Origin of the sequence: Virgibacillus ndiopensis, from assembly GCF_900187325.1 — a bacterium.
Classification (GTDB): Bacteria; Bacillota; Bacilli; order Bacillales; family Amphibacillaceae; genus Virgibacillus_E; species Virgibacillus_E ndiopensis.
Window position 1 is genome coordinate 772,068 of sequence record NZ_FZMZ01000004.1, and the last position, 22,852, is coordinate 794,919.

The following is a 22,852-nucleotide window of genomic DNA, read 5'->3' on the forward strand; positions in this document are numbered from 1 at the left end:
AAATTCATACTATATATACTATAGTACACATTCATTCGTTTGTTGAACACAAAAAGATTGTTAGTTTATAAATAGTCGTGAAATTGCTTTGGTAAAAATTTTTAAATCAAATTGTAACGAGCAGTTTTTAATATAGTAAAGATCATAGGCAATTTTCTGTCCATGGTGATTATTATTTGACTTCCCATTAACCTGAGCGTAGCCGGTTATACCTGGTCTCATGTTTAGACGATCTATTTGTTTACCTTTATAACGGTAAGCTATTTCAGGCGTTTCTGGTTGTGGTCCAACCAAGCTCATATCACCTTTTAGTACGTTAATTAATTCGGGAATCATATCAATACGATATTTTTTTAACCAAATTCCGGTTTTTGTCATACTTGCAGGGCTGTTGTTTCGATATACAAATTCATTCGGAACACCTTCCGACCATGAATTTGGAAACGGATGTGGCGGAAATGCGCGGATTACCTTAGAAGGAATAGTCGTTGTACGAAACTTCCATAAAATAAATGGGCGATTGTTTTTACCAATACAAGCCTCTTTAAATAGAATTGGTCCCCCCTCTCTTTTGTAGATGATGAAACTAATTACCAATAGAAACGGTATAAGAAAAACTAGTAATAGAGTACTGATGACAATATCTATAATTCGCTTTGCTATGAAATATGTTATACCACGCTTACGAAGGTCTGCTTTAACCCTTATATTTTGCTGCACTTCCATCTCCATCACTCCCATTCTATGAAATTTCCGGTGCACGTCCATAGTTTATTACATTCTATTCTTAAAGTTAACATGATATAACAAAAAACCTTCCTACAGCAGATAGGAAGGTTTTCATCTCGTATTCATTTCAATGTTTACAAATTCTCTGGATTCAACTGCTTCAACGCATCCACCACAAAAATTCCATTATCACGAATCAATTCATCATCAAAATATATTTTGCCACCACCGTATTCATGACGCTGAATCAACACCATATCCCAATGCACAGCAGAATCATTACCATTGTCCGCATCATCGTAAGCTGCACCTGGTGTGAAGTGCAAACTTCCTGCAATTTTTTCATCAAACAGAATGTCCCCCATTGGTTCGATAATGTTAGGATTTAATCCAATCGCAAACTCTCCAACATAACGAGCACCTTCATCTGTATCTAAAATTTTGTTAAGTTGTTCTTGTTTGTCAGCGGTTGCATCAATAATTTTGCCATTTTTAAATGTTAATTCCACATTATGAAACACATTACCTTGATACGAACATGGTGTATTGAATTTGATTGTGCCACTGACACTTTGCTTTACTGGTGCAGTATAGACTTCACCATCTGGAATATTGTATTTTCCTGCACATATAACAGCCGGAATATCTTTAATAGAGAATGATAAATCGGTTCCTTCACCTGTAATATGTACCTTATCTGTTTTATCCATTAATTCTTTAAGCGCGACCTGAGCTTTTTCCATTTTTGGATAATCAATGGTACATACGTCAATAAAATAATCATAAAATTGGTCATAGCTCATTCTTGCTTTTTGTGCAAATCCTTTAGTTGGATAATTGAGTAAGACCCATTTCCGCTTATCTACCAAAAAGTCTTGTGACGATTTCATCTCCTTACCTGCCATACGAAATTGCTCTTGAGGTACATCAATAAATTCTGCATCATTTTCTTCTGCGACAATTTGTACAAATGCATCGATATCTTGATATTTATGTAAGTTCCATTTATTCATGATATGAACCTGTTCTTTTTTAGCGCCGGCAACGATAAGTCGATTCATTTCATCATCATTAAGATCAACATAGGGTAGTACTTTAAGGTCATATGCTGCTTTAATTAACTCTTTGATTAGTGGCTTTGCATTCGTGCTGCTTGAAATAAGTACTTTTTCATTTTCTTTCATAGCTAATGAATGTGTTAGCAATTGATATGCTAATTTTTCTAAACGTGGATCATGCACCCGTAGAACTCCTCCTTTTTAGGAAGACTCTATTCTAAAAGATTGTTGTTTTTGATACAAAAAACATAAAATGCGACATAAGTGGTGTGTTATTTTTGGATGCCCTTTGCCCCGCAGCCCGTATACACTCCGCTTTCCAGGGGCGGCTGATGAGCCTCCTCGTGCTGACGCACTCCGGGGTCTCACCGATGCCTCATCTCCCCAGGAGTCTCCGTGTATACGGGCTGCTAGTAAGATATTATAATCTTTCAATTCCTCATTAAATCAAATGAGGATATAAAGCACAAACCAGTGGAGGAAATACACGGAGACTCCTGCGGGAAAGCGAAGACGATGAGACCCCGCAGTGAGTGGTTTTCTCACGAGGAGGCTCATCGCGAGCCCGCGGAAAGCGAAATGTATTTCCGGAACGGCAGTCTAACTATAATTTCAATCTATGTCGCATTTCACGGAAACTACGAGGTTAAAAGCAGCAAAATTCACGAAAAGAGTCTTATATAATAGGCTGCCTCGATTCAACCTATAGATTTTCTCGTATATACGTTAATGCTTCTTCGACATGCCCTTTTACTTTTACTTTACGAAATTCTTGTTGTAGATTTCCATCTTTATCAATAATAAATGTTGAGCGCTCTATTCCATAATATTCTTTACCAAAGTTTTTCTTCAACTTCCATACACCATAGTCTTCTGCAACCTTATGATCCTCGTCAGCTAATAACAAAAATGGCAGATCATGTTTATCGATAAATTTTTGATGGCGATCGATCGGATCAGGACTTACCCCAATAATAACCGCATCAAGTTCAGCAAAACTTTCATACTGGTCACGAAAATCACATGCTTCAGTCGTACAGCCTGGTGTCATGTCTTTTGGATAAAAATAAAGCACAATATGCTTTCCCTTAAAATCAGCCAAGCTTACTTGATTACCTGATTGGTTCGGTAATGTAAATTCTGGTGCTTTTTTTCCAACTTCAACTGTCATATTAAAACCTCCATACAAAATGTTCTGATATGCTAACTATAACAAAAATATGGAGTAGCCGGCTAATCATCACTTCTACTTTGCGTATTTTGTACCAGTTTTAGCACAAATGCAGTCGGTAGAACATAACCGATTAACGCCTCGATAAGCGCGATAAATCGTCCTATTCCAATTGGGGTTACATCGCCATAACCTATAGTTAAAAGCGTTACGCCACTAAAATAAAAAGAGTGAATAATGGAACCAAGTACACTAACTTCCCTTAATTCACCGTGCTCCACTAACATAATATGGTGAAACGACAATATAAAATAAATGAGCCCAAATCCAATAATGACTACACTATATAAGATAAGCAACGTATAAAAAATTTCAGCAGAAAATCGACTTTCTCTCATTTCAACCTGAAAATGTAGTTTTCCTCCGCGAATAAAACCAATTACACTTATGATAATCACAACACATATAGCTACAAGTATTATCCATGAAAAAATAGACATGATATCCCTTCAATCTCTAATCCTTTCAATATGTATATGCTTGTACGATGGTAAGCTTGTCATTTATTTTTTAGCCTCATTATTATAGGATAGGATTATGATTAGTTAAGGAGCTGTTTTTTTATGAAACAGATTTATTTAGTTGAGGACGATCCTAAAATCGCTGGTTTACTTAAGGATTATTTGGAAAGATACGAATACACCGTTACGATTGTAAATGCTTTTGACACTATTATTGATGAATTTAAACAGCTTAATCCGCACCTTGTTTTAATGGATATTAATTTACCAAGATATGATGGATTTTATTGGTGCCGCCAAATTCGCAGCATTTCAAATTGCCCTATTATCTTCATCTCAGCTCGTGATTCTGGAATGGATCAGGTGATGGCTATTGAAAATGGCGGTGATGATTATATTACTAAACCATTCAACTTCGATGTTGTTCAAGCAAAGATAAAGGGCATTATGCGTCGTATTTATGGCGAATATGCTGTAACGAAACAGGCTGACTTTATTGAAATAGATGGTTTCGTTTTATATTTAACTGCTATGGAAGTTAAGTATAAGGAAGAAGTGGCGGTGCTAACAAAGAATGAATTTGTTCTTTTAAAGGCATTCACTGATCAAATAAATCAAGTATTATCGAGAACCCATCTTCTTGAGTTGTTATGGGATGATGAGCATTTTGTGGATGATAACACATTATCCGTTAATATTACGAGATTGCGGAAAAAACTCGAAGATATTGGAATCGAAAACAGTATTCAAACTGTTCGCGGTGCTGGATATAAAATGGTTAATACATGGAGTGGTACGTGATGAAAAATTTTCTAAAGGACAGCCTTCCTTTTATCCTGTTTTTTTACTCACAATGCATTCTGATCATCATAACTATTCAATTGGCGATCGCCAGTCAAGGAAATCCAATGAGCAAAGGAATGATATTTTATTTATTTCTCTTGCCTACCTGTTTTCTACTAGTATTTCTTGGATTTCGTTATTACAAATTTAAGGATTTCTATTCAACCTTTTATAACCAGTCCCAAGAAACTGATCATTCTTGGTTTCCAGATGCTCCAAATCTTCTATTGGAAAATGTTAAAAATCAACATGACCTACAATATAATTATTTTCACGAACAAATCGAATTGCTTGAACAGCAAAAACAAATGGAATTTAACTTCATTCAGCAATGGGTCCATCAAATGAAAACTCCAGTATCGGTTATGTATCTAACCATGCAAAAAGAGAAAATGAATTTACCCGAGCATTTTATCCACAATATGCAAGAGGAAATCGAACGACTTCAACAGGGCTTGGACTTAGCACTATACCAATCACGTCTGCAAAAATTTGAACGAGACTTTCATGTACAAAAAATTTCGCTTAAAAGTATGGTCAAGGAATCGATCAAAGAATTCAAATCAAGTTTTATCCGAAACAACGTATTTCCTGAGTTATCGGTTAATGAGAGCATCACTGTGGCTACAGATCCGAAATGGTTTCGATTTGTCCTAAATCAATTAATTTCCAATGCTATTAAGTATTCTACAGAAGGTTCAGGAAAAATATATTTTTATGCCAACATGGAAGGCAAACAATTACAATTCCATGTCCGTGACAATGGCCACGGAATCCCATCACAAGATCTCAAACGAGTTTTTGATCCATTTTTCACAGGATTAAATGGCCGAACGTTCCGAGAATCAACTGGAATGGGATTGTACTTATCAAAAGAAATCTGTAACGCACTTGGTCATGAAATCAGAATTTCTTCAGAGAAGGATAGCGGAACCACAGTGACGATTACATTTGTAAACACTATAAATAAATAAGCTTGTTTTATAAACCTTACAAAGATGTAAGGTTTCTTTTTTCGTTTGAAAGATAAGGCGATAGGTAAAATTGCTATAATAAGATAGACTTAAGGCAGAATAACATTAGAGACACGGTCCTAGGAGGAAATGCAATGTCAGTTTTAGTAGCTGAAAATTTAACAAAAATATACGGGAGTAAGAACGGAATTCAACACAAAGCCTTACACCAATTTCAATTGACCGTTGAAAAGGGAGAATTCCTTGGAATAATGGGTCCATCAGGAAGTGGTAAAACAACGCTGCTTAACCTTCTATCCACAATAGATAACCCCACATCTGGAAAAGTTAAGATTAATGATGAAACAATTACATCTTTGTCGAAAAATAAATTGGCAAAATTCCGTCGCAAGGAAATGGGATTTATTTTTCAAGATTATAATTTATTAGATACGCTAACAATTGGTGAAAATATCTTACTTCCCTTAACACTTCAAGGGGAAAAAGTAAAAGTAATGGAGAAAAAGTTAGTTATAGTTACAAAGCAGCTCGGAATTGATACGATCATTAACAAGCGTACGTATGAGGTCTCTGGTGGGCAAATGCAGCGTGCGGCAATTGCTCGTGCTATAATTCACGATCCAACGGTTATTTTTGCGGATGAACCAACAGGAAACTTAGATTCTAAAGCCTCTTTACAGGTTATGGAATCACTCGGCACCCTACAACAGACACATGAGACAACGACCGTTATGGTTACACACGACCCATTTGCTGCCAGTTTTTGTGGCCGGGTTATTTTTATAAAAGATGGAAAGTTGTTTAATGAAATCCATCGTGGCGACAATCGTCAAAGCTTCTTTCAAGACATTTTAAATGTGCAATCACTATTGGGAGGAAATATGGATGACTTTCAAACAATTCGCATTTAACAATGTTAAACGAAATACAAGGCAATATTTAAGTTATTTTCTAAGCTGTATGTTCGCAGTAACGGTCTTCTTTATGTATGCGGTCATCGTTTTTCATCCCGATATTCAAAATGCTGAATTTCGTGACGTTGTCCAGCGCGGAATTCTCCTAACAGAAGCCATCATATATGGATTCTCTTTTTTATTTGTTTTGTTTTCTACTGGATCATTTATCAAATCACGTAAAAAACAATACGGATTATTGACTACACTTGGAATTAGTAAATCACAGCTCAATCGCATGCTTATTTTGGAAAATACGATTATCGGTATCACATCAATTGTTGCAGGGTTATTACTAGGTGCGTTATTAACAAAATTGTTTTTAATGATTTTCTCTCAGATTCTCGGACTGGATCAAATTTTACCTTTTTATTTATCGTTAAAAGCCATTGGGATAACTTCACTATTATTTTTTATTATGTTTGAAGTGAATTCGTTAGCGGTTGTCTGGACATTGCGAACGAACTCCATTATGGAAGTCTTCCGTGGAGCAAAAGGACCAAAAAAGACTCCGAAATTTTCATGGATACTTAGTTTATTAGCCATTGGTTTGATTGGAGCGGGGTATTACCTTGCTTATATTTCGACTGTGGTCACGATTTTCTTATACATGCTTCCAATTTTAATTTTAGTAATTCCAGGTACTTATTTTCTTTTTTCTCAATTTAGCATTGCTTTTATAGCCCTTTTAAAACGGAAGAAGCGATTTTATCTTCATAAACTAAATTTACTTACCATTTCTGACTTATCCCATAAATTAAAAGATAATGCCAGAATTTTGTTTATTGTAACTATATTAAGTGCAGTGGCACTTACATCGTCTGGGGTGCTTTATGGATTATTCCAAGGTGTTGAAGCTGAAGCCAAGCGCTTTGTTCCACAAGATGCAACACTTATAAGTAAAGGAAATAGCAAAATAGATAAACTAGAAAAAGAAATCAATTTTGTCGAATCTTCATTTAAAGAAAAGGATATAGCGTTCCAATCAAATCTGATTCGAACAACACAAGCACAGATGCAGAGTGAAAATGAAAATTGGAATTTGGTATGGGCACAAATTTATTCGTATTCTGATTATAAAGCTATCGCCAATCTCCATGGACGTAACGTTTCCTTTGAGATAGATGATGGCGAAATGGTCATTTCAAAACAGGAATTCGCCTTACCTGATGACAACAAACCACCAAAGAAGCTTACGATTAAGTCTAAAAATGAATCTGCCACCCTTCATACAAAAGTTGCTAAATTAGAGCTTAATCAAAACATATATACTACATTTGATATAGTTGTTTCCGATAGCATATTTAAGCAATTCGTCCAGTCTGCTGCTTCTAATGAAGTTTATTATAATTATGCGATGGAGATTCCTAAATGGAAAACTCATGCAGATGACATTGAACAGATTTTTGCTAATGTAGACAGAGAGATAGCATATCCAGATTCACAGCCCGAATATTATCTTCGAATGAAGGAAGGACTGTCTTATCTGTTCTTTTTTGGTATATTTATTAGTGTGCTATTCTTTTTAGCCGCTGGATCGATATTATATTTTCGAATGTACCAGGATATGGATAAGGATTTACACCATTATCATTCCATATATCGGATAGGAATTACAGATAAGGAAATGAAAAAAATTGCTACGAGACAGCTTGGATTTTTATTCTTTATTCCATTTATTGTGGCTGTCGTTCATGCTAGCTTTGCCTTTAAAGCACTACAAAACATGATTGCTTCATCGGTGATATTACCTAGTGTGATGAGTGTATCAGTCTTTTTTGTTATCCATCTTATGAACTTTATTTTCATTCGAAATGTGTATACAGCTAAATTAAAAAAGGTTATGTAGAATAAGCACAATTTTATTTACTTCAGGAGGCAACTTATAATATGGATTTCACAAAGTCTGAAAGGTTACATGGAGAAGCACTTGAACATATAGTTGGTGGGGTCAACTCCCCATCACGGGCGTATAAGGCTGTAGGAGGCGGTGCACCCGTCTATATGGAACATGGGAAAGGCGCCTACTTTTGGGATGTCGACGGGAACAAGTATATCGATTATTTGGCAGCATATGGTCCAATTATTACAGGACATGCACATCCACATATTGCTGAGGCGATTTCCTATGCTGCAACAAATGGTACTTTATACGGAACACCGACAAGTTTAGAAAATAAATTTGCTAAAATGCTGAAATCAGCAATTCCTTCTCTTGAAAAAGTTCGTTTTGTTAATTCTGGAACAGAAGCTGTTATGACAACTGTTCGTGTGGCGCGTGCATATACTGGACGAACCAAAGTAATCAAATTTGCCGGTTGCTACCATGGTCATTTTGATGCAGTTTTAGTACAAGCTGGATCTGGACCTGCGACACTTGGTACACCTGATTCAGCAGGGATTCCAAAAGCGGTTGCAGAGGATGTCATTACGGTACCTTTCAACGACCTTAATGCATTTAATGAGGCAATGAATCACTGGGGTGATCAAATTGCTGCTGTTCTAGTCGAACCAATCGTTGGTAACTTTGGTATCGTTGAGCCACACGAAGGATTTTTACAAGCGGTAAATGATAGGACTCATAGCGCTGGGGCATTAGTCATTTATGATGAAGTAATTACAGCTTTTCGATTTACATATGGCAGTGCACAGCAGGTTTATGGCATTGAACCAGATATGACCGCAATGGGGAAAATCATTGGTGGCGGTCTACCGATCGGTGCTTACGGTGGACGTCAGGATATTATGGAACAAGTCGCACCACTTGGACCGGCATATCAAGCAGGGACTATGGCTGGAAATCCAGCATCTATGGCAGCAGGAATCGCTTGTTTAGAAGTGTTAAAGCAAGATGGGGTTTATGAAAAATTAGATCAATTAGGTGAACGATTAGAGGCAGGGATTTTAGATAAAGCTTCTAAGACAGGAATTCCGATTTCCGTAAATAGACTGTGTGGAGCATTAACTGTTTATTTTGGCGATGGCGAAATTACTAATTATGATCAAGCTGAAGCAAGTGACGGGGAAGCATTTGCTACGTTCTTTAAGCTAATGTTGAATCAAGGTATTAATTTGGCACCATCCAAATACGAAGCATGGTTTTTAACAACCGAGCATACTGAAGCAGACATTGATCAAACGATTGAAGCTATTGGTCATGCATTTGCTACAATGGCTGAAAAATAAATTTATGCGAAGCACTCCTCCTTTTGGGGGTGCTTTTTTTTTGGGGGGGAGCTCGAGATGATGTTTCTGCTCTCGAGATGATAAAAACTCCCACTAAAGGGGAGTTTTTTAAAACATTATGTGCCTATATGCTCTGGTTTATCCAAATTCTGTACTTGATACAAATCGTAGTAGCTACCTTGTTTCATCATCAGTTCTTCATGTGAACCAATTTCACTAATTTCGCCATTTTCAATAACAACAATGCGATCTGCATGCGTAATTGTCGCTAAACGGTGTGCGACGATAAATGTTGTACGGTCAGATGCCAATTTTTCAACCGCTTCCTGTATGGTGTGCTCGCTTTCTAAATCAAGCGCTGATGTTGCTTCATCAAAAATAAGGATTGGTGGATTTTTCAAAAATACACGGGCTATTGCAATACGTTGCTTTTGCCCACCGGATAATTTAACTCCTCTTTCACCCACCAATGTATCATAGCCTTGTGGTAGTTCTTTAATAAATCCATGTGCATTGGCGGCTTGTGCTGCAGCAATTACTTCTTCGTCCGTTGCCTCTGGGTTTCCCATTCGTATATTCATGGCGATGGACTCCGAAAATAATGTATTATCCTGTAAGACCATACCAATGTTATCACGTAATGAGCGTACCTGAACATCCCGTATATCATCGCCATCAACTTTAATAGAACCACTAATGACATCATAGAACCTTGGAATTAAACTAATCAGAGTCGATTTCCCTCCCCCGCTCATTCCTACAAAAGCAATTGTTTCTCCCTTTTTAACATGTAATGATACATCTTTTAAGACATCTGCTTCTTCCGTATCATATTTAAATGAAACATTCTCAATATCGACAGAGCCGTTAACTCGGTCTAATTTCTTCGCGTTTTTCTTATCGACAATATCATATTTTTCATTCAAAAATTCAAACACTCTGTCAATCGATGCAATAGATTGTGTTAATACTGTTGATGAATTCACTAAACGACGTAACGGACTATAAACACGTTCCATATATCCGACAAAGGCAACCATCGTACCCATCGTTAAATTTCCGCTAATTACTTGATATCCGGCAAAGGCAATGACTAATAAAGGCGCTAAATCTGTTATTGTATTCGTAACTGCAAACGTTTTTGCGTTCCAATCCGTATGTTCAATTGCACGATTTAAAAAGTTAACATTTCGTGTGTTAAATTGCTTTTGTTCATAATCTTCTAATGCAAAACTTCTTGTTACAGGCATCCCTTGAACTCGTTCATGCAAATGACCTTGTACTTCAGCTAATGACTGGGAACGATCACGCGTTAATCGACGTAATTTTGCATAAAAGTATTTTACGGAAAATCCGTATAATGGAAAGAGAATTATAGCAACAATTGTCAACCATACATCCATCGTTAGCATAATAACAATCGCAATAAGGATTGTAATCATATCCAACCAAATATTCATTAACCCAGTTATAACAAATGTTTTCGTTTGTTCGACATCATGTATTACCCGGGAAATAATTTCGCCGGTTTTTGTCTGAGAATAGAATCTCAAGCTAAGCCTCTGAATGTGATCAAATAGTCTATCACGTATGTCATAAAGGATTTTATTCCCTACCCATTGTGCTAAATATTGTCGAATATATTCAATTGGCGGACGTAATATAAGAAAAACAACAAAAGCTCCGCCCATGATCCACAATAGTTCGCTGATTTTAGCTGACTGGGTCATATCTTCTGCACCAATGATATTATCAATAACATATTTTAAAATTAACGGTAATAATAATGGAATTGCAAACTTTACAATTCCTATTAGCACAGTCCATAAAATTTTCCATTTATATGGTTTAACAAACTGCATGTATTGTTTAATACTACTCATAAACCTATCTACCTCATTTAAGATGTGAATAGAAAAGCCTTGCTACATTATGTAACAAGGATAATAATCACGTTATTAATTTCAATCAGTATTTATAGAATAACCACTATTACGTACTTATTACATTTTGTTTAGATAAAAAACTACCGATATGTCAAATACCTCTCATACCACTGATCGACAAAGTCTGGAGCAAATGGCCCTTTTCGTTGTCGTACCCATCGTAACAAATACTCTATATTATTATGTAGAATACGATCCAATACATCTGGGTAATTCATTTTAAGTTTGTGTTCTTCATATTCATCTTCATCCAACAGATCATATGTCATGTCTGGATATACTTTTACATCTAAGTCATAATCAATATATTTTAACGCTTCATAATCATAGACAAACGGAGAACTTATATTACAATAATAATAAATACCATCATCCCGCAACATACCAATTATATTAAACCAATATCGAGCGTGGAAAAAACTAATTGCAGGTTCTCGTGTAACCCATGTTCTCCCATCACTTTCTGTAACTAACGTTTTGTCATTAGCACTAATTACAATGGATTCTGTACCCTTCAAAACTAGGCTGTTATCCCATACTCGGTGCAAATGTCCATCATGTTTATAGCTGTGAATTTGAATTTTTGAACCTGTTTTAGGACCAGCCATGCTATCTTCCTTTCACTTTATTTTAGTTTTATTTGCTACATTTTCTATATATTATTATAACTACAATAAAACTAAATATAAAGTATTACGTCATCAACAAGTACTAGATTCAATAAAAATACAAGAAGAGCTTCCTTGGCAGGAAACTCTTCTTGTTGAAAATCGGGGTAGATTTTTTTATTTCTTATTTTGCTGAGATTTTTGATTTTGCTTTCTTACTTCTTGTGCGTTTGTTTCAGATGCAAATTCAGTACCAAATTGACCTTGGCCTTGAGCTGCTTGTTGGTTTTGCTGTTTTACATGCTGAACATTTGTACCAGAAGTTGTTTTGTTAGGTTTTTTAGCCATCATTATCACCTCCGCAATAATTAATTTCTCCATCTCAATAAAAGTTATCCAAAATATATTGAGTTAAAATTATCTTTTAATGGAATATAATGTAAATAAGGAATAAAAAAAGTGAAATTACATAAATTATGAGGACAAGTACTCTGATATCAAAGAAGAGAGGTTTCTGATTATGAATAAGGGCCGTGATTTTACTGAGTTAACAATGATGAGTAAAACTCAATGGAATGATAACGAGCTTGCATATTTTCAGCATGCATTATCACAGCTTTTACCATACGTTAATGCAGAAGGACTTACAATATTACAGGAAATCAATGAAGAAATGAAAAATAGAAATTAGAAAAGGCCCACACACTTAATATGTGATAAGCCTTAAACTAGGTCATATATACTTCATCATTTTTTGATGAGACACGGGAAATGGATACGACTCCAATTCCTCACGTTCAACAAACTTTAACCGTTCATCTGTTGTTTGACATTGCGTGGTTTTTGCCTGATATATTTCAAGTTGCCAAATTAAATGAGAAAAAACATGTTTTAGTTTTCCTTTTTGAGACCCTAAGGCAATTTTTACGCCATATTCATTAAACAACCAGTTTTCAAGGTGGTCAAATCCAATTTCATCAATTGGTACCATAGGGAATTGCCATAAATTTGCTAAAAGACCATTTTCCGAACGCTTTTCAATCACATATTGGTTTTTATCATTTTTAATTAGTAATGCAACATAAGGAATTGTCTTTTGCTTTTTCGCTTTTGATTTTATTGGCAGTTCCTTCTCTATTCCTTCAGCAAAAGCTTGGCAATGCTGTTGGACTGGACAAAACATACACATGGGTGTTTGGGGTGTACAGACAAGTGCGCCTAATTCCATAATTCCTTGATTAAATGAAGAAGGATCTTCATGTGATATAAGCCCGTGCACATAGTTTTCAAAAAGCTTTTTAGCACTAGGCTTTGCTATATCTTCTTCAATTTTTAATATTCTTGCTAGTACACGCATAACATTTCCGTCTACTGCAGGTTCAGGTTGGTTGTATGCGATGGAAAGAATCGCACCTTTTGTGTATGGACCAACTCCCTTTAATGCACCTAATTCCTTCGGTGTAGATGGCACCTCACCACCGTATGTTGCAACAACTTCCCTTACTGCGTTTTGTAAATTACGTGCACGGGAATAGTAACCTAGACCCTCCCATGCTTTTAAAACATCCTGCTGATCTGCTTCAGCTAAATCGTGAAGTGTGGGAAATTTTGTAATAAATCGGTGGAAATAAGGAATAACGGTATCAACTTTTGTTTGTTGAAGCATAATTTCAGATACCCAAATTTTATAAGGATCCTGATCCTTCCTCCACGGGAGATCACGTTTATTTGTATAGTACCAATTCAGTAATTCTTGTTGAAATTGATAAATGTCAACATTTTGTAATTTGTTTTCAATCAATCTTTCCCATCCTTTATGTTACAATAATCGAGTCAAAACATATAACCAATCCAACACTAATTCTAGCAACGATTAACTCTTTTGACTCAATTAACTAATAAATTTTTTTCAGTTCTGTACAGCACGAAGCATTGTCGAAGGAGGACCTTTCATTATGGATACAGGTACCCATGTCGTCATGGGAATTGCACTTGGGGGGTTGGCAACATTAGATCCTGCAGTAAATAGCGATCCAACTCTTTTCAACGCGGTCTTAGTTGGTACAATAGTGGGTTCTCAAGCGCCCGATTTTGATACGATATTAAAATTTAAAAATAATGCTGTCTATATACGTAATCATCGCGGTGTGACACACTCTGTTCCTGCCGTTTTAATGTGGGGCATTGCCGTTTCATCGGTTATTCATGCATTTGTACCGCACATAGACTATTTACATCTATGGGCATGGACGTTTTTGGCCGTTATTATTCATGTACTTGTTGATATATTCAACGCCTATGGTACACAAGCATATCGTCCTTTCACCGATAAGTGGGTAGCTCACGGGTTTATTAACACGTTCGATCCATTTATTTTTAGTCTGCATGTTGCCGGTATTATCGCATGGATACTTGGTGCAACTCCTGGTTACACATGGTTAATCATTTACTCGGTGATTTTATTATATTATATCAAACGTTATATTGATAAAAGAGAAATTGTCAAAAAGATACATGACTACTACCCAACTACAGAAAAAATTGCAACATCGCCTACGATTAAACAGAATGAATGGCGGGTTGCTATTACTACTGATACCATGTTTTACGTAGGTTCGGTAGAGAACGGACACATTCAAATTGTTGATGAATTTGAAAAAATCCCGTTACCTGATTCACCACTAATTAATTTGGCGAAAGAGGATCACAACGTGTCTGCATTTCTATCATTTTCCCCCGTTTACCGATGGGAGATAAATGATTATGATGATTTCACTGAGGTACGCTTCATTGACTTGCGTTACCGTTCAAAGGGACATTATCCATTTGTAGCAGTTGTTCATATTGATGATAACATGCGTATTATGAGCTCCTATACGGGTTGGATATTTTCCGAACAAAAGCTGCAAAACAAACTACTTGTTAGTGACAGCCCAATTTAAAAAGCGAGGTAGATGCCTCGCTTTTGTTATTTTACTTTATCTCCTAATAACGATATTGGAATTGCCTCTTCTTTCTCATAAGTCTCATCCAAAAGATTTATCCGGTGTCCCCATGCAAAAACCCCATTAATATAATTTATTTTAAAAGTATGTCCAGGGTCCCCGTTCAATTGGTGTGTATCATTTGCTTGAAAATCCTCTGGGTTTAACATATATGCCATCGCAACCTGCATTTTACGTTCATTGATTGCTACTTCACTGATATTTCCCAGTTGCTCAGCTTTTTGTGCTTTTTCTTTTAAACGTCCAACTTCTTGCCGTAATTGCTCGACTGTATAGTCACTGTAGCGATAATCCATTCATTCACACTCCCCTTACCTTTCATTTTACATTTTATCAATAGTTTAAGACAATGGAAATGAAAAGTATCACTAAAACTTGTTTGATAGAGGGGATTTTTATGCAAAATGCTGCAATAACCGGCGCAGGAAGTGGATTGGGCAAAGCCCTTGCACTTAAATATGCAAATAATGGATTTAATGTATATCTATTAGGCCGAAACGATACAAAACTACATATTGTTCAAAATGAAATTTTAAAGAATGGAGGAAAGGCTGAGGTTGTTTTATGTGATGTACGTGAACCAGCATCTGTTAGTATTGCCTTTCAAAAAATAGGAGAATTGGATGTATTTATAAATAATGCTGGTATTGGCATATTTGGTTCGGTAGAAAATTATTCTGTTGAAGATATTGAAGGAACACTCGATACAAATATTAAAGGTACTATTCTAACTGTACAATCTGCTTTACCGTTAATTCGAGAAAGTAAAGGGCGCATTTTAACAATTATTTCGACTGCTGGATTACGGGGAAAGGTGAACGAATCCATCTATTGTGCAAGTAAATTTGCTGTAAGAGGGTTTACTGAGAGCTTGCAAAAGGAATGGGAAAATGAGCCTTTATCCATTACCGCTGTATATATGGGCGGAATGAACACCCCCTTTTGGGACAACTCCACACATGTAACAGATACATCCAGATTAAAAAGTCCGGAAATTGTGGCAGAACAAATATATAATGAAGATGATGGTCGTAAAGAAATTTTGGTTGATAGATAAAACCTTCATAAGGGATACTATGATTATTAAAAGAAGAAAGTAGGGTTAAAATGAAAGCCGTTGTTATTGAAAAATATGGTTCAGCTAACCTTTTAACAGAAAAAGAAGTTCCAATACCTGAGATAAAAACCAATCAAGTATTAGTCGAATTGCATGGAACATCCATAAACCCAATTGATTGGAAATTGCGTGAAGGCTATCTTAAAGAGAATTTACCATTTGAATTTCCAATTATCTTAGGTTGGGATGCTGCAGGTGTAATCAAGGAAATCGGTTCAGACGTTACCGGATTCCAAGTTGGTGATCGTGTATTTGCTAGACCAGCTACAACCCCAAACGGAACGTATGCAGAATATGCAGCAGTAGACGAAAACTTGTTGGCAAAAATACCTGAAAATAGTAGCTTTTACGATGCAGCAGCCGTACCTCTCGCTGGATTAACCGCATGGCAATGTCTAGTCGATTTTTCGGAATTAAAACCTGGTGATAATGTGTTAATTCATGCTGGTTCCGGTGGTGTTGGCAGTTTTGCTATTCAAATAGCAAAGCGTTTTGGTGCCTATGTTGCATCGACAGCAAGTGAAAAAAATAAAGATTTGCTTACGAAGCTTGGAGTAGATAAATTTATAAATTATCGAGAAGAGGATTTTGAAAATGTCCTCCAAGATTTTGATATTGTTTTGGATACACTTGGTGGTGAGGTCCAAGAAAAAAGCTTTAACGTGTTAAAACAAGGTGGAAAGTTAGTTTCTATTGTTGCACCACCCAATGAGACACTAGCAAAAGAAAAAAATGTTAAAGCCGGATTTCATTGGTTAGAACCAGATGGAAAACAACTAGCTGAACTAGGCAAATTAATGGACAAAGGTGACTTAAATCCTGTAATTGGACATACTTTCTCTTTTAGTGAAGAAGGATTACAAGAAGCTCATAAATTAAGTGAAACCCATCATGCTAAGGGGAAAATTGTAATAAAAATCAAGTAGCTGTTAGGACTTGCTCTTATCAAGGCAAGTCCTTTTTATCTATATCTCACAATTTTTCATCTAAAAATTTATTGATCAATTCTATGGTGAATCCTTTGCGAAACAATGCTTCTTTTATTTTAAGATGTAACGCATATCCTTCAAATTTCGTTTGATGCTTCCTTAAAATTTTTTCTCCTTGATGGACAAGCGCTTCCCATTCCACATCATCATCTTTTACATCCTGAACATCGGCTACTACTTCTTTAATGACATCCTTTGCAAATCCTTTTTGTACTAAAGTTACTTGCAATTGTTGAATTTGTTTACGAAATGAGTGTTTATTGTTGGAATTTAGTTTTTTACTTACCCATTTTTGTGCCTTTTCATATTGGATTTCATACGTATATTGCTGAATGGCATCTGAGGCAATCGTTGCTGAAACGCCCTTGTCTATGAGCTCTTTTTTTACAAGCATCGGCCCTTTGCTAGTTGTGTGTATTCTCGTCTGCACAAAAGCATTGGCAAACATTTTATCATCCAGTAATTTTTCGTTAATTAATCGTTCGATGATTTTAGTGATATGTTCTGGTTCGACTTCTTTTTTTACTAAATAATCATTTATTTCTTTAATTGTTCGCATTCGGTAGCTTAAAAAGTTTATTGCAAGGGTATAAGACTTATGTAAGTTATCTTTTTGGACAAGTGTGCGGATCATGGAATCGTCCAATTCAAGTCCTTTTCGGAGCTTATACTCAATTAATACCGCTTCGTCCACACTAAAGCCATAAGCTTCACCTTGTCCATCGTCCAAAAAGATATTAAAACGATTCTTACGTTTTTTCTGTGTGGTGATCCGGGTAATTTTCTTCATGTTCTCACCCCTTTCCCTTAAGACAATGATAACATGAAAAAATTGTCCGGAGCACCCGTAAGAATCGGTATTTTTAATGTGATTTTTGATTATGATCGCACGTTCATACTATGGTGTTGCACGATTATTCTTGTTTTTTGCACGATTAGATCCTGGTGTTGCGCGATACTATTTCTTATTGCGCGCTCTGTTCCCGGTATTGCGCGATTCTACTTCTTATTGCGCGCTCAGCTCCCGGTATTGCGCGATTCTACTTCTTATTGCGCGCTCAGCTTCTGGTAATGCGCGATTCTTCCTTCTTATTGCGCGCTAGCTCCTGGTACTGCACGATACTTCCTTCTTATTGCGCGCTCTGATCCTGGTAATGCGCGATTCTTCCTTCTTATTGCGCGCTCTGATCCTGGTAATGCGCGATACTACTTCTTATTGCGCGCTAGCTCCCGGTAATGCGCGATTCTACTTCTTATTGCGCGCTCAGCTCCCGGTAATGCGCGATACTTCCTTCTTATTGCGCGCTCAGCTCCTGGTACTGCACGCTCGATATTCGCTCGTCACAATTCAAAGTTAAATTCCTAGCCACGTCGTTCATATAAACATATAATTAAACCATACTTATCTATATAGAAAAGAATCGGAGAGGAGTGAACGTTTTGAACGTTTTAATAACTGGTGGGACCGGCTTTGTTGGCAAGCATTTGACTAATGAATTAACGAAACAAAACCATCATGTTTACATACTTACACGATCCCCTGACAAACACACAAACACTAATTCAACAACCTTCATAAGTTATAAATACGACATGAACACACTACCTGTTATCCACAAAGTCATTAACCTTGCAGGTGATTCACTATTTGGCTATTGGTCCAAGAAGAAAAAAGCAACTATTTTATCTAGCAGAATTGAAACAACGCAAACTGTTATTGATTTTATGAAGCAAATGGATCCAAAACCAACAACATTTATTAGTGGTTCTGCAGTTGGATATTACGGTACATCTAAGGATTTAATATTCACTGAAGATACAATAAAACCAGGTGATGATTTTTTAGCCCGTGTTGTCGTCAAATGGGAAAAGACAGCGAATCAGGCCACAAATATGGGCATCCGTACCATTTTCACTCGTTTCGGTGTTATTTTGGGTGAAGACGGTGCACTTCCGTATATGAGTCTCCCGGTAAAAATGTTCGCTGGAGGTAAGATTGGTAATGGTGAACAGTGGATTTCATGGGTGCATATCGAGGATGTTGTTCAAATGATTCTATTCTGCTTATTTAATGAAAATATGGTAGGTCCCGTGAACATCACCTCACCGAATCCTAGCCGAAATAAAGAATTCACAAAAACATTAGCAAAAGTGTTGAAGCGACCGTATTGGTTACCTGCTCCTTCCCCCATTATTCGTACGACAATTGGGGAAATGAGCCATTTAATAACAAAAGGACAATATGTCTTACCAAGAAAAGCAGAGAGCAATAATTATCAGTTTGCATATCCTTATTTAGAGGAATCCTTGAGACAAATTACAGCAAAAAAATCTAGGCATTAATTGTCAAAATTCATATAAAAAAAGTTATTTCTTTTTTATAAATATCTGTGTAAAATAATAGTATCAAACTGGATAAAGACAGAATTGAATAGGGAAGGCAAATGGTGCGCCACCAGTGATAAACTGGTCCTAGTGGGTTCGATTCCCACCCCGAATTTTTGTTGAACGCTAACTAAAAATTCGTGGGTGGGACTGAACTCTTTTTCTGTAGAAATACCCACCTAACTAAGGAGGGTATTTTTTATGCTGAAAACACGCGATTTACACGAGGTGCCGGTTCTATTTGAATTGTTATTACACCCAGATGTATTCCCTTATGTCAGGCATAAAGCAAAGACGAGTGATCAATTTTATTTCATCACAAAACAAACGATAGAAGCTGAAGAGAATGGAGAGCTTATATCAAGAACAATTTTAGATGAATATAGCCAACCAATTGGTACCATCAATCTATTCGATATCCAAGGTAATTCTGGGTTTTTGGCTACATGGATTGGCCAGCCTTATTTCGGAAAAGGATATAACAAGCTAGCGAAAGAGTTATTTTTCGAGGAATTATTTTTTACGTATCAAATTGAGGCAATCTTTATGAAGGTTCGAAAAACAAATATACGTTCATTGAAAGCAGTACTGAAATTACCTTATGCAGCATTAGGCAACACAGTTTATCCCGAAGTGTATAAATCCATAAATCCGCAAGGCGATATGTACGATCTTTTTGTTATTTCAAAAGAGCAGTTTATGTCATATCATCAATTTGCTCAAGTTGAAGCTGTTGCAACTGATGAAGAAGTTTCATAAGCAAACTGTATATTTTCTATAATACAGGGAAGCCTACACGTAAAAGTGAGGAGGCTTTCTATGAAGAAAAATCCAAAACACGATCACAAGCCAGAGAAGTTCCTATCAAAAACGCAGGAAGTTTTCTATCAGCGAGAATTCAAGCATGCGGATAGAATTTATAACGAATTAAGTCAAAAGGGAAACCGACGTTAATACGCGGTTTCTTTTTTTATGTATCCACAGGTAAAGTCATTAATGTTAATAAGTATTATAAAACGCGTTATAGCAATGCTGTTTATTCACAGTCGGATTGTGAATAACTCATCATTCCCCTGTGGATTATGTGGATAATAAACGAAAACATTGTGAAATGGTCACCTTCATTGTGTATAACTATGTGTATAGTATCAAGTTGAGCCTATCCAATTTTTATCGATCTTCAATTGGCTAATTGTAATTCCTCTTACACCAATATTTATAATATACATTAGGAAATCCAGCATCTTGAAAAAAACGATGGAGTTATACGAAAAATAATCTACATTAAAAAGAGCTTGGGAAATTAAATTCCAATCTCTTTTTAATGTAAATATCTTAAAACAAACTAATTTGTGTTTACAATCGTTATTCTTCGTAACAAAAACCATGAAACTCCATACAATACAATTCCTATTAACAATATTTGATAAAATAGAGCCATATCTAATGAATGATAAATATTTATGAAAAAAGTATAAACCCACCCTTTCGCTAATCCCAACAGCAACAAAACTACAAGTATTCCAACAACACTTCCACCGCCTAACAATCCATATTTATAAAATAGCAACCCTATGACGAACATTCCTGATAATAAGAAAAACATAAATGAAGTGTCGATGATTACACGGTTTAACCATGTATCTGTCATCATCATTGATGAATGGACCAAGTTATATGAGTCAATACTAAATGCCGTTATTATCCCTTTAATTATCGAGTGTACAGTACTTACTAAAATTGACTCTACTAATGCCAGACCAAAGAAAAAGAGCCCCAATGCCATATAAAGATTTTTTCTTGTCGCTCCCATTTTTATCGAAAATGGAATTCCTTCTTTCACTAAAACAAAACCAAAAATTGCACAATAAATATAAAGTGCTGATGACGGCATAAAGTACATGGCACCATCCTCAACATTTATTAATAAATATCCGCCAATTATCGTAATGACCATTGTGATCAATAAAATAGACCAGAATATGAAAAAGCTGCGTCTCATATCTGTTACAAAAAAGTATAATAACCCCTTTATTTGTCTGCCCATTATTATGCCCCCTTCTTATTTTCAGTTAAATAAATCATCAATTCTTGAATTGGTACCCCTTCAACATTTAAGCCAGCTAAACGAGCTTGCTTCATATCCGCATATACATAAGCAGTCATCATTCCAGCCAATTGCTTTTTGCCAATGATATCTTTATCTTTAATAAACGATTCGACTTCTTGAATAGTTCCAGAAACAGAACACGTCTTGTTTCGTAATACTTCCGCTTCCTCTTTTAGTACGAGTTCCCCATCCTGGATGATGAGTACTTCTTCAAACAATAAGCTTACTTCATCAATCAAATGAGTAGAAAAAATAATTGTCCGTTTCTCCAGTTCATATTCCTCTACCAATATTTCATAAAATTTCTTTCTTGCTGCAGCATCTAGTCCGATATACGGTTCATCAAAAATAGTGATTGGTGCTTTACTAGCTAATCCAACAATAATTCCAAGTGCTGACTCCATTCCTTTTGACAAAGTTTTCACTTTAGCATTCGGATTTAAGTTATACTCTTCAACTAATTTGTCTGCCAATTCATGATCCCAAGTCGAATAAAATATCGAGTAAATTCGTAAAACATTTTTCACCTTTAAATCCTTTTTAAAATTGTTACCCTCTTTTATTAAGCATATCGATTCAGTTATTCGCTGATTATCAAATGGATTTTCATGTTCAATCATTATTTCACCACTTGTTGCTAAAATATGACCTGATAAAATCTCCATGAATGTTGTTTTTCCTGCACCGTTTCGACCGAGCAGACCATAAATTTTGGGTTCATCTAGTAAGAAGGAGATATTATCTAAAGCTAATTTGTCTTGATATTTCTTCGTAAGATTTTTCACTTCAATTTGCATCGGTATTTCCCTCCTTAATCATATCTACTAATTCCTCATTACTAACATGAAGCTTCTTTGCTTCACTTTTTAATGGTTGGATGAAATTTTCATAAAATGTCTCTTTTCGTTTTTCGATTAAGATATCCTTGGCATTTTCTGTTACAAACATTCCAACACCTCTTTTTTTAAATAATATATTTTCATTAACTAACTCATTAATTCCCTTAGCTGCTGTTGCAGGATTTATTTTGTAATAACTTGCGAATTCATTCGTTGAAGGAACTCGTTCACCTGGCATTATAGTTCCATTGATGACAGAATCCTCAAGTTGTTCTTTTATTTGAAGAAAAATAGGTCGAGTATCATCTAGTTTGTATTTCATAAGTCACCACCTCAGTTAACTGGTTAGTTAGTTATGTAACTAACTATATAACCAATCAAATGAGATGTCAACTAAATATTCAAATAAAAAAAGCTC

Annotated in this window: 25 protein-coding genes; 12 read left to right on the forward strand and 13 right to left on the reverse strand. The window is 35.9% G+C overall.

What is annotated here, in order from left to right:
- Window positions 1-60: 60 nt before the first annotated feature.
- The 4 genes from CS937_RS06285 to CS937_RS06300 all read right to left on the reverse strand — a co-directional run bounded on the left by CS937_RS06285 (window position 61) and on the right by CS937_RS06300 (window position 3,458).
- A complete protein-coding gene (locus CS937_RS06285; protein WP_176555766.1) occupies window positions 61-726 on the reverse strand; it encodes a sugar transferase in 666 nt (221 codons plus the stop codon).
- A gap of 137 nt (window positions 727-863) precedes the next feature.
- A complete protein-coding gene (locus CS937_RS06290; protein ID WP_099157577.1) occupies window positions 864-1,970 on the reverse strand; it encodes an aminopeptidase in 1,107 nt (368 codons plus the stop codon).
- Window positions 1,971-2,490: 520 nt separating this feature from the next.
- Window positions 2,491-2,958: a thioredoxin-dependent thiol peroxidase gene (gene bcp / locus CS937_RS06295; protein WP_099157578.1), complete on the reverse strand. Its 468-nt coding sequence runs from the start codon at window positions 2,956-2,958 to the stop codon at window positions 2,491-2,493.
- 62 nt (window positions 2,959-3,020) lie between these two features.
- Window positions 3,021-3,458: a potassium channel family protein gene (locus CS937_RS06300; protein ID WP_099157579.1), complete on the reverse strand. Its 438-nt coding sequence runs from the start codon at window positions 3,456-3,458 to the stop codon at window positions 3,021-3,023.
- Window positions 3,459-3,581: 123 nt separating this feature from the next.
- On the opposite strand from CS937_RS06300, the gene CS937_RS06305 reads away from it, so the two are divergent.
- The 5 genes from CS937_RS06305 (at window position 3,582) to CS937_RS06325 (ending at window position 9,435) form a co-directional block, all read left to right on the forward strand.
- Complete coding sequence (locus tag CS937_RS06305) at window positions 3,582-4,280, forward strand: response regulator transcription factor (protein ID WP_099157580.1); 699 nt, start codon at window positions 3,582-3,584, stop codon at window positions 4,278-4,280.
- The gene (locus CS937_RS06310; RefSeq protein WP_176555767.1) at window positions 4,280-5,296 is read left to right on the forward strand and encodes a sensor histidine kinase; all 1,017 of its coding nucleotides are present in this window, start codon (window positions 4,280-4,282) and stop codon (window positions 5,294-5,296) included. The genes CS937_RS06305 and CS937_RS06310 overlap by 1 nt, the downstream gene beginning before the upstream one ends.
- Window positions 5,297-5,430: 134 nt before the next feature.
- Window positions 5,431-6,207 carry an ABC transporter ATP-binding protein gene (locus CS937_RS06315; protein ID WP_099157582.1) on the forward strand — a complete coding sequence of 259 codons (777 nt, stop codon included), beginning with the start codon at window positions 5,431-5,433 and terminating at the stop codon, window positions 6,205-6,207.
- Complete coding sequence (locus CS937_RS06320; protein WP_099157583.1) at window positions 6,182-8,098, forward strand: FtsX-like permease family protein; 1,917 nt, start codon at window positions 6,182-6,184, stop codon at window positions 8,096-8,098. The genes CS937_RS06315 and CS937_RS06320 overlap by 26 nt, the downstream gene beginning before the upstream one ends.
- 41 nt (window positions 8,099-8,139) lie before the next feature.
- Window positions 8,140-9,435, forward strand: coding sequence for a glutamate-1-semialdehyde 2,1-aminomutase (locus tag CS937_RS06325; protein WP_099157584.1), 1,296 nt, complete (start codon window positions 8,140-8,142; stop codon window positions 9,433-9,435).
- 116 nt (window positions 9,436-9,551) lie between these two features.
- Here the strand turns inward: CS937_RS06325 and CS937_RS06330 are convergent, their stop codons facing one another.
- From CS937_RS06330 to CS937_RS06340, 3 genes are all read right to left on the reverse strand, one after another.
- Window positions 9,552-11,318, reverse strand: a complete 1,767-nt coding sequence (locus CS937_RS06330; protein WP_099157585.1) for an ABC transporter ATP-binding protein — start codon at window positions 11,316-11,318, stop codon at window positions 9,552-9,554.
- A 143-nt stretch (window positions 11,319-11,461) separates the two neighbouring features.
- Entirely contained in the window at window positions 11,462-11,989 is a 528-nt protein-coding gene (gene ntdP, locus CS937_RS06335; RefSeq protein WP_099157586.1) for a nucleoside tri-diphosphate phosphatase, read from the reverse strand.
- Between the two features lie 177 nt (window positions 11,990-12,166).
- A complete protein-coding gene (locus CS937_RS06340) occupies window positions 12,167-12,337 on the reverse strand; it encodes a gamma-type small acid-soluble spore protein (protein WP_099157587.1) in 171 nt (56 codons plus the stop codon).
- Window positions 12,338-12,509: 172 nt separating this feature from the next.
- On the opposite strand from CS937_RS06340, the gene CS937_RS19400 reads away from it, so the two are divergent.
- Window positions 12,510-12,680 (forward strand): hypothetical protein, encoded by a 171-nt coding sequence (locus tag CS937_RS19400; protein WP_176555768.1) that lies wholly within the window; start codon window positions 12,510-12,512, stop codon window positions 12,678-12,680.
- Between the two features lie 42 nt (window positions 12,681-12,722).
- Here CS937_RS19400 and mutY read toward each other — a convergent pair whose 3' ends face one another.
- Window positions 12,723-13,787: an A/G-specific adenine glycosylase gene (gene mutY, locus CS937_RS06345; protein ID WP_176555783.1), complete on the reverse strand. Its 1,065-nt coding sequence runs from the start codon at window positions 13,785-13,787 to the stop codon at window positions 12,723-12,725.
- Between the two features lie 157 nt (window positions 13,788-13,944).
- Here mutY and CS937_RS06350 point away from each other — a divergent pair, with 157 nt between their 5' ends.
- Window positions 13,945-14,931 carry a metal-dependent hydrolase gene (locus CS937_RS06350; RefSeq protein WP_099157589.1) on the forward strand — a complete coding sequence of 329 codons (987 nt, stop codon included), beginning with the start codon at window positions 13,945-13,947 and terminating at the stop codon, window positions 14,929-14,931.
- A gap of 26 nt (window positions 14,932-14,957) precedes the next feature.
- Here the strand turns inward: CS937_RS06350 and CS937_RS06355 are convergent, their stop codons facing one another.
- Entirely contained in the window at window positions 14,958-15,290 is a 333-nt protein-coding gene (locus CS937_RS06355; RefSeq protein WP_099157590.1) for a YfhH family protein, read from the reverse strand.
- 101 nt (window positions 15,291-15,391) lie between these two features.
- On the opposite strand from CS937_RS06355, the gene CS937_RS06360 reads away from it, so the two are divergent.
- On the forward strand, window positions 15,392-16,051 hold the full coding sequence (locus CS937_RS06360) for an SDR family NAD(P)-dependent oxidoreductase (protein WP_099157591.1): 660 nt from the start codon (window positions 15,392-15,394) through the stop codon (window positions 16,049-16,051).
- 50 nt (window positions 16,052-16,101) lie between these two features.
- Window positions 16,102-17,037, forward strand: coding sequence for an NADP-dependent oxidoreductase (locus CS937_RS06365; protein ID WP_099157592.1), 936 nt, complete (start codon window positions 16,102-16,104; stop codon window positions 17,035-17,037).
- Between the two features lie 46 nt (window positions 17,038-17,083).
- On the opposite strand, the gene recX is transcribed toward CS937_RS06365, so the two are convergent.
- Window positions 17,084-17,890, reverse strand: a complete 807-nt coding sequence (recX, locus tag CS937_RS06370; protein WP_099157593.1) for a recombination regulator RecX — start codon at window positions 17,888-17,890, stop codon at window positions 17,084-17,086.
- A gap of 650 nt (window positions 17,891-18,540) precedes the next feature.
- Between recX and CS937_RS06375 the strand changes: the two genes are divergently transcribed.
- The 3 genes from CS937_RS06375 to CS937_RS06385 all read left to right on the forward strand — a co-directional run bounded on the left by CS937_RS06375 (window position 18,541) and on the right by CS937_RS06385 (window position 20,439).
- Entirely contained in the window at window positions 18,541-19,443 is a 903-nt protein-coding gene (locus CS937_RS06375; RefSeq protein ID WP_099157594.1) for a TIGR01777 family oxidoreductase, read from the forward strand.
- 243 nt (window positions 19,444-19,686) lie between these two features.
- Window positions 19,687-20,244 carry a GNAT family N-acetyltransferase gene (locus CS937_RS06380; protein ID WP_099157595.1) on the forward strand — a complete coding sequence of 186 codons (558 nt, stop codon included), beginning with the start codon at window positions 19,687-19,689 and terminating at the stop codon, window positions 20,242-20,244.
- Between the two features lie 60 nt (window positions 20,245-20,304).
- The gene (locus tag CS937_RS06385; RefSeq protein ID WP_099157596.1) at window positions 20,305-20,439 is read left to right on the forward strand and encodes a YfhE family protein; all 135 of its coding nucleotides are present in this window, start codon (window positions 20,305-20,307) and stop codon (window positions 20,437-20,439) included.
- 391 nt (window positions 20,440-20,830) lie between these two features.
- Here CS937_RS06385 and CS937_RS06390 read toward each other — a convergent pair whose 3' ends face one another.
- Genes CS937_RS06390 through CS937_RS06400 form a run of 3 tightly spaced genes read right to left on the reverse strand, consistent with a single transcriptional unit; the run spans window position 20,831 to window position 22,756 of the window.
- Window positions 20,831-21,532: a hypothetical protein gene (locus CS937_RS06390; RefSeq protein WP_099157597.1), complete on the reverse strand. Its 702-nt coding sequence runs from the start codon at window positions 21,530-21,532 to the stop codon at window positions 20,831-20,833.
- A gap of 2 nt (window positions 21,533-21,534) precedes the next feature.
- Entirely contained in the window at window positions 21,535-22,392 is an 858-nt protein-coding gene (locus CS937_RS06395) for an ABC transporter ATP-binding protein (RefSeq protein WP_099157598.1), read from the reverse strand.
- Entirely contained in the window at window positions 22,382-22,756 is a 375-nt protein-coding gene (locus CS937_RS06400) for a GntR family transcriptional regulator (protein ID WP_099157599.1), read from the reverse strand. The genes CS937_RS06395 and CS937_RS06400 overlap by 11 nt, the downstream gene beginning before the upstream one ends.
- Between the last annotated feature and the right edge of the window lie 96 nt (window positions 22,757-22,852).

Excerpts from the sequence above, each read along its gene's own strand:
- CS937_RS06285 (WP_176555766.1), bottom strand. The coding sequence starts at position 726 with ATGGAAGTGCAGCAAAATATAAGGGTTAAAGCAGACCTTCGTAAGCGT.
- bcp (WP_099157578.1), bottom strand. The coding sequence starts at position 2,958 with ATGACAGTTGAAGTTGGAAAAAAAGCACCAGAATTTACATTACCGAAC.
- CS937_RS06300 (WP_099157579.1), bottom strand. The coding sequence starts at position 3,458 with ATGTCTATTTTTTCATGGATAATACTTGTAGCTATATGTGTTGTGATT.
- CS937_RS06305 (WP_099157580.1), top strand. The coding sequence starts at position 3,582 with ATGAAACAGATTTATTTAGTTGAGGACGATCCTAAAATCGCTGGTTTA.
- CS937_RS06310 (WP_176555767.1), top strand. The coding sequence starts at position 4,280 with ATGAAAAATTTTCTAAAGGACAGCCTTCCTTTTATCCTGTTTTTTTAC.
- CS937_RS06315 (WP_099157582.1), top strand. The coding sequence starts at position 5,431 with ATGTCAGTTTTAGTAGCTGAAAATTTAACAAAAATATACGGGAGTAAG.
- CS937_RS06320 (WP_099157583.1), top strand. The coding sequence starts at position 6,182 with ATGACTTTCAAACAATTCGCATTTAACAATGTTAAACGAAATACAAGG.
- CS937_RS06325 (WP_099157584.1), top strand. The coding sequence starts at position 8,140 with ATGGATTTCACAAAGTCTGAAAGGTTACATGGAGAAGCACTTGAACAT.
- CS937_RS06330 (WP_099157585.1), bottom strand. The coding sequence starts at position 11,318 with ATGAGTAGTATTAAACAATACATGCAGTTTGTTAAACCATATAAATGG.
- ntdP (WP_099157586.1), bottom strand. The coding sequence starts at position 11,989 with ATGGCTGGTCCTAAAACAGGTTCAAAAATTCAAATTCACAGCTATAAA.
- CS937_RS06340 (WP_099157587.1), bottom strand. The coding sequence starts at position 12,337 with ATGGCTAAAAAACCTAACAAAACAACTTCTGGTACAAATGTTCAGCAT.
- CS937_RS19400 (WP_176555768.1), top strand. The coding sequence starts at position 12,510 with ATGAATAAGGGCCGTGATTTTACTGAGTTAACAATGATGAGTAAAACT.
- CS937_RS06350 (WP_099157589.1), top strand. The coding sequence starts at position 13,945 with ATGGATACAGGTACCCATGTCGTCATGGGAATTGCACTTGGGGGGTTG.
- CS937_RS06355 (WP_099157590.1), bottom strand. The coding sequence starts at position 15,290 with ATGGATTATCGCTACAGTGACTATACAGTCGAGCAATTACGGCAAGAA.
- CS937_RS06360 (WP_099157591.1), top strand. The coding sequence starts at position 15,392 with ATGCAAAATGCTGCAATAACCGGCGCAGGAAGTGGATTGGGCAAAGCC.
- CS937_RS06365 (WP_099157592.1), top strand. The coding sequence starts at position 16,102 with ATGAAAGCCGTTGTTATTGAAAAATATGGTTCAGCTAACCTTTTAACA.
- recX (WP_099157593.1), bottom strand. The coding sequence starts at position 17,890 with ATGAAGAAAATTACCCGGATCACCACACAGAAAAAACGTAAGAATCGT.
- CS937_RS06380 (WP_099157595.1), top strand. The coding sequence starts at position 19,687 with ATGCTGAAAACACGCGATTTACACGAGGTGCCGGTTCTATTTGAATTG.
- CS937_RS06385 (WP_099157596.1), top strand. The coding sequence starts at position 20,305 with ATGAAGAAAAATCCAAAACACGATCACAAGCCAGAGAAGTTCCTATCA.
- CS937_RS06390 (WP_099157597.1), bottom strand. The coding sequence starts at position 21,532 with ATGGGCAGACAAATAAAGGGGTTATTATACTTTTTTGTAACAGATATG.
- CS937_RS06395 (WP_099157598.1), bottom strand. The coding sequence starts at position 22,392 with ATGCAAATTGAAGTGAAAAATCTTACGAAGAAATATCAAGACAAATTA.
- CS937_RS06400 (WP_099157599.1), bottom strand. The coding sequence starts at position 22,756 with ATGAAATACAAACTAGATGATACTCGACCTATTTTTCTTCAAATAAAA.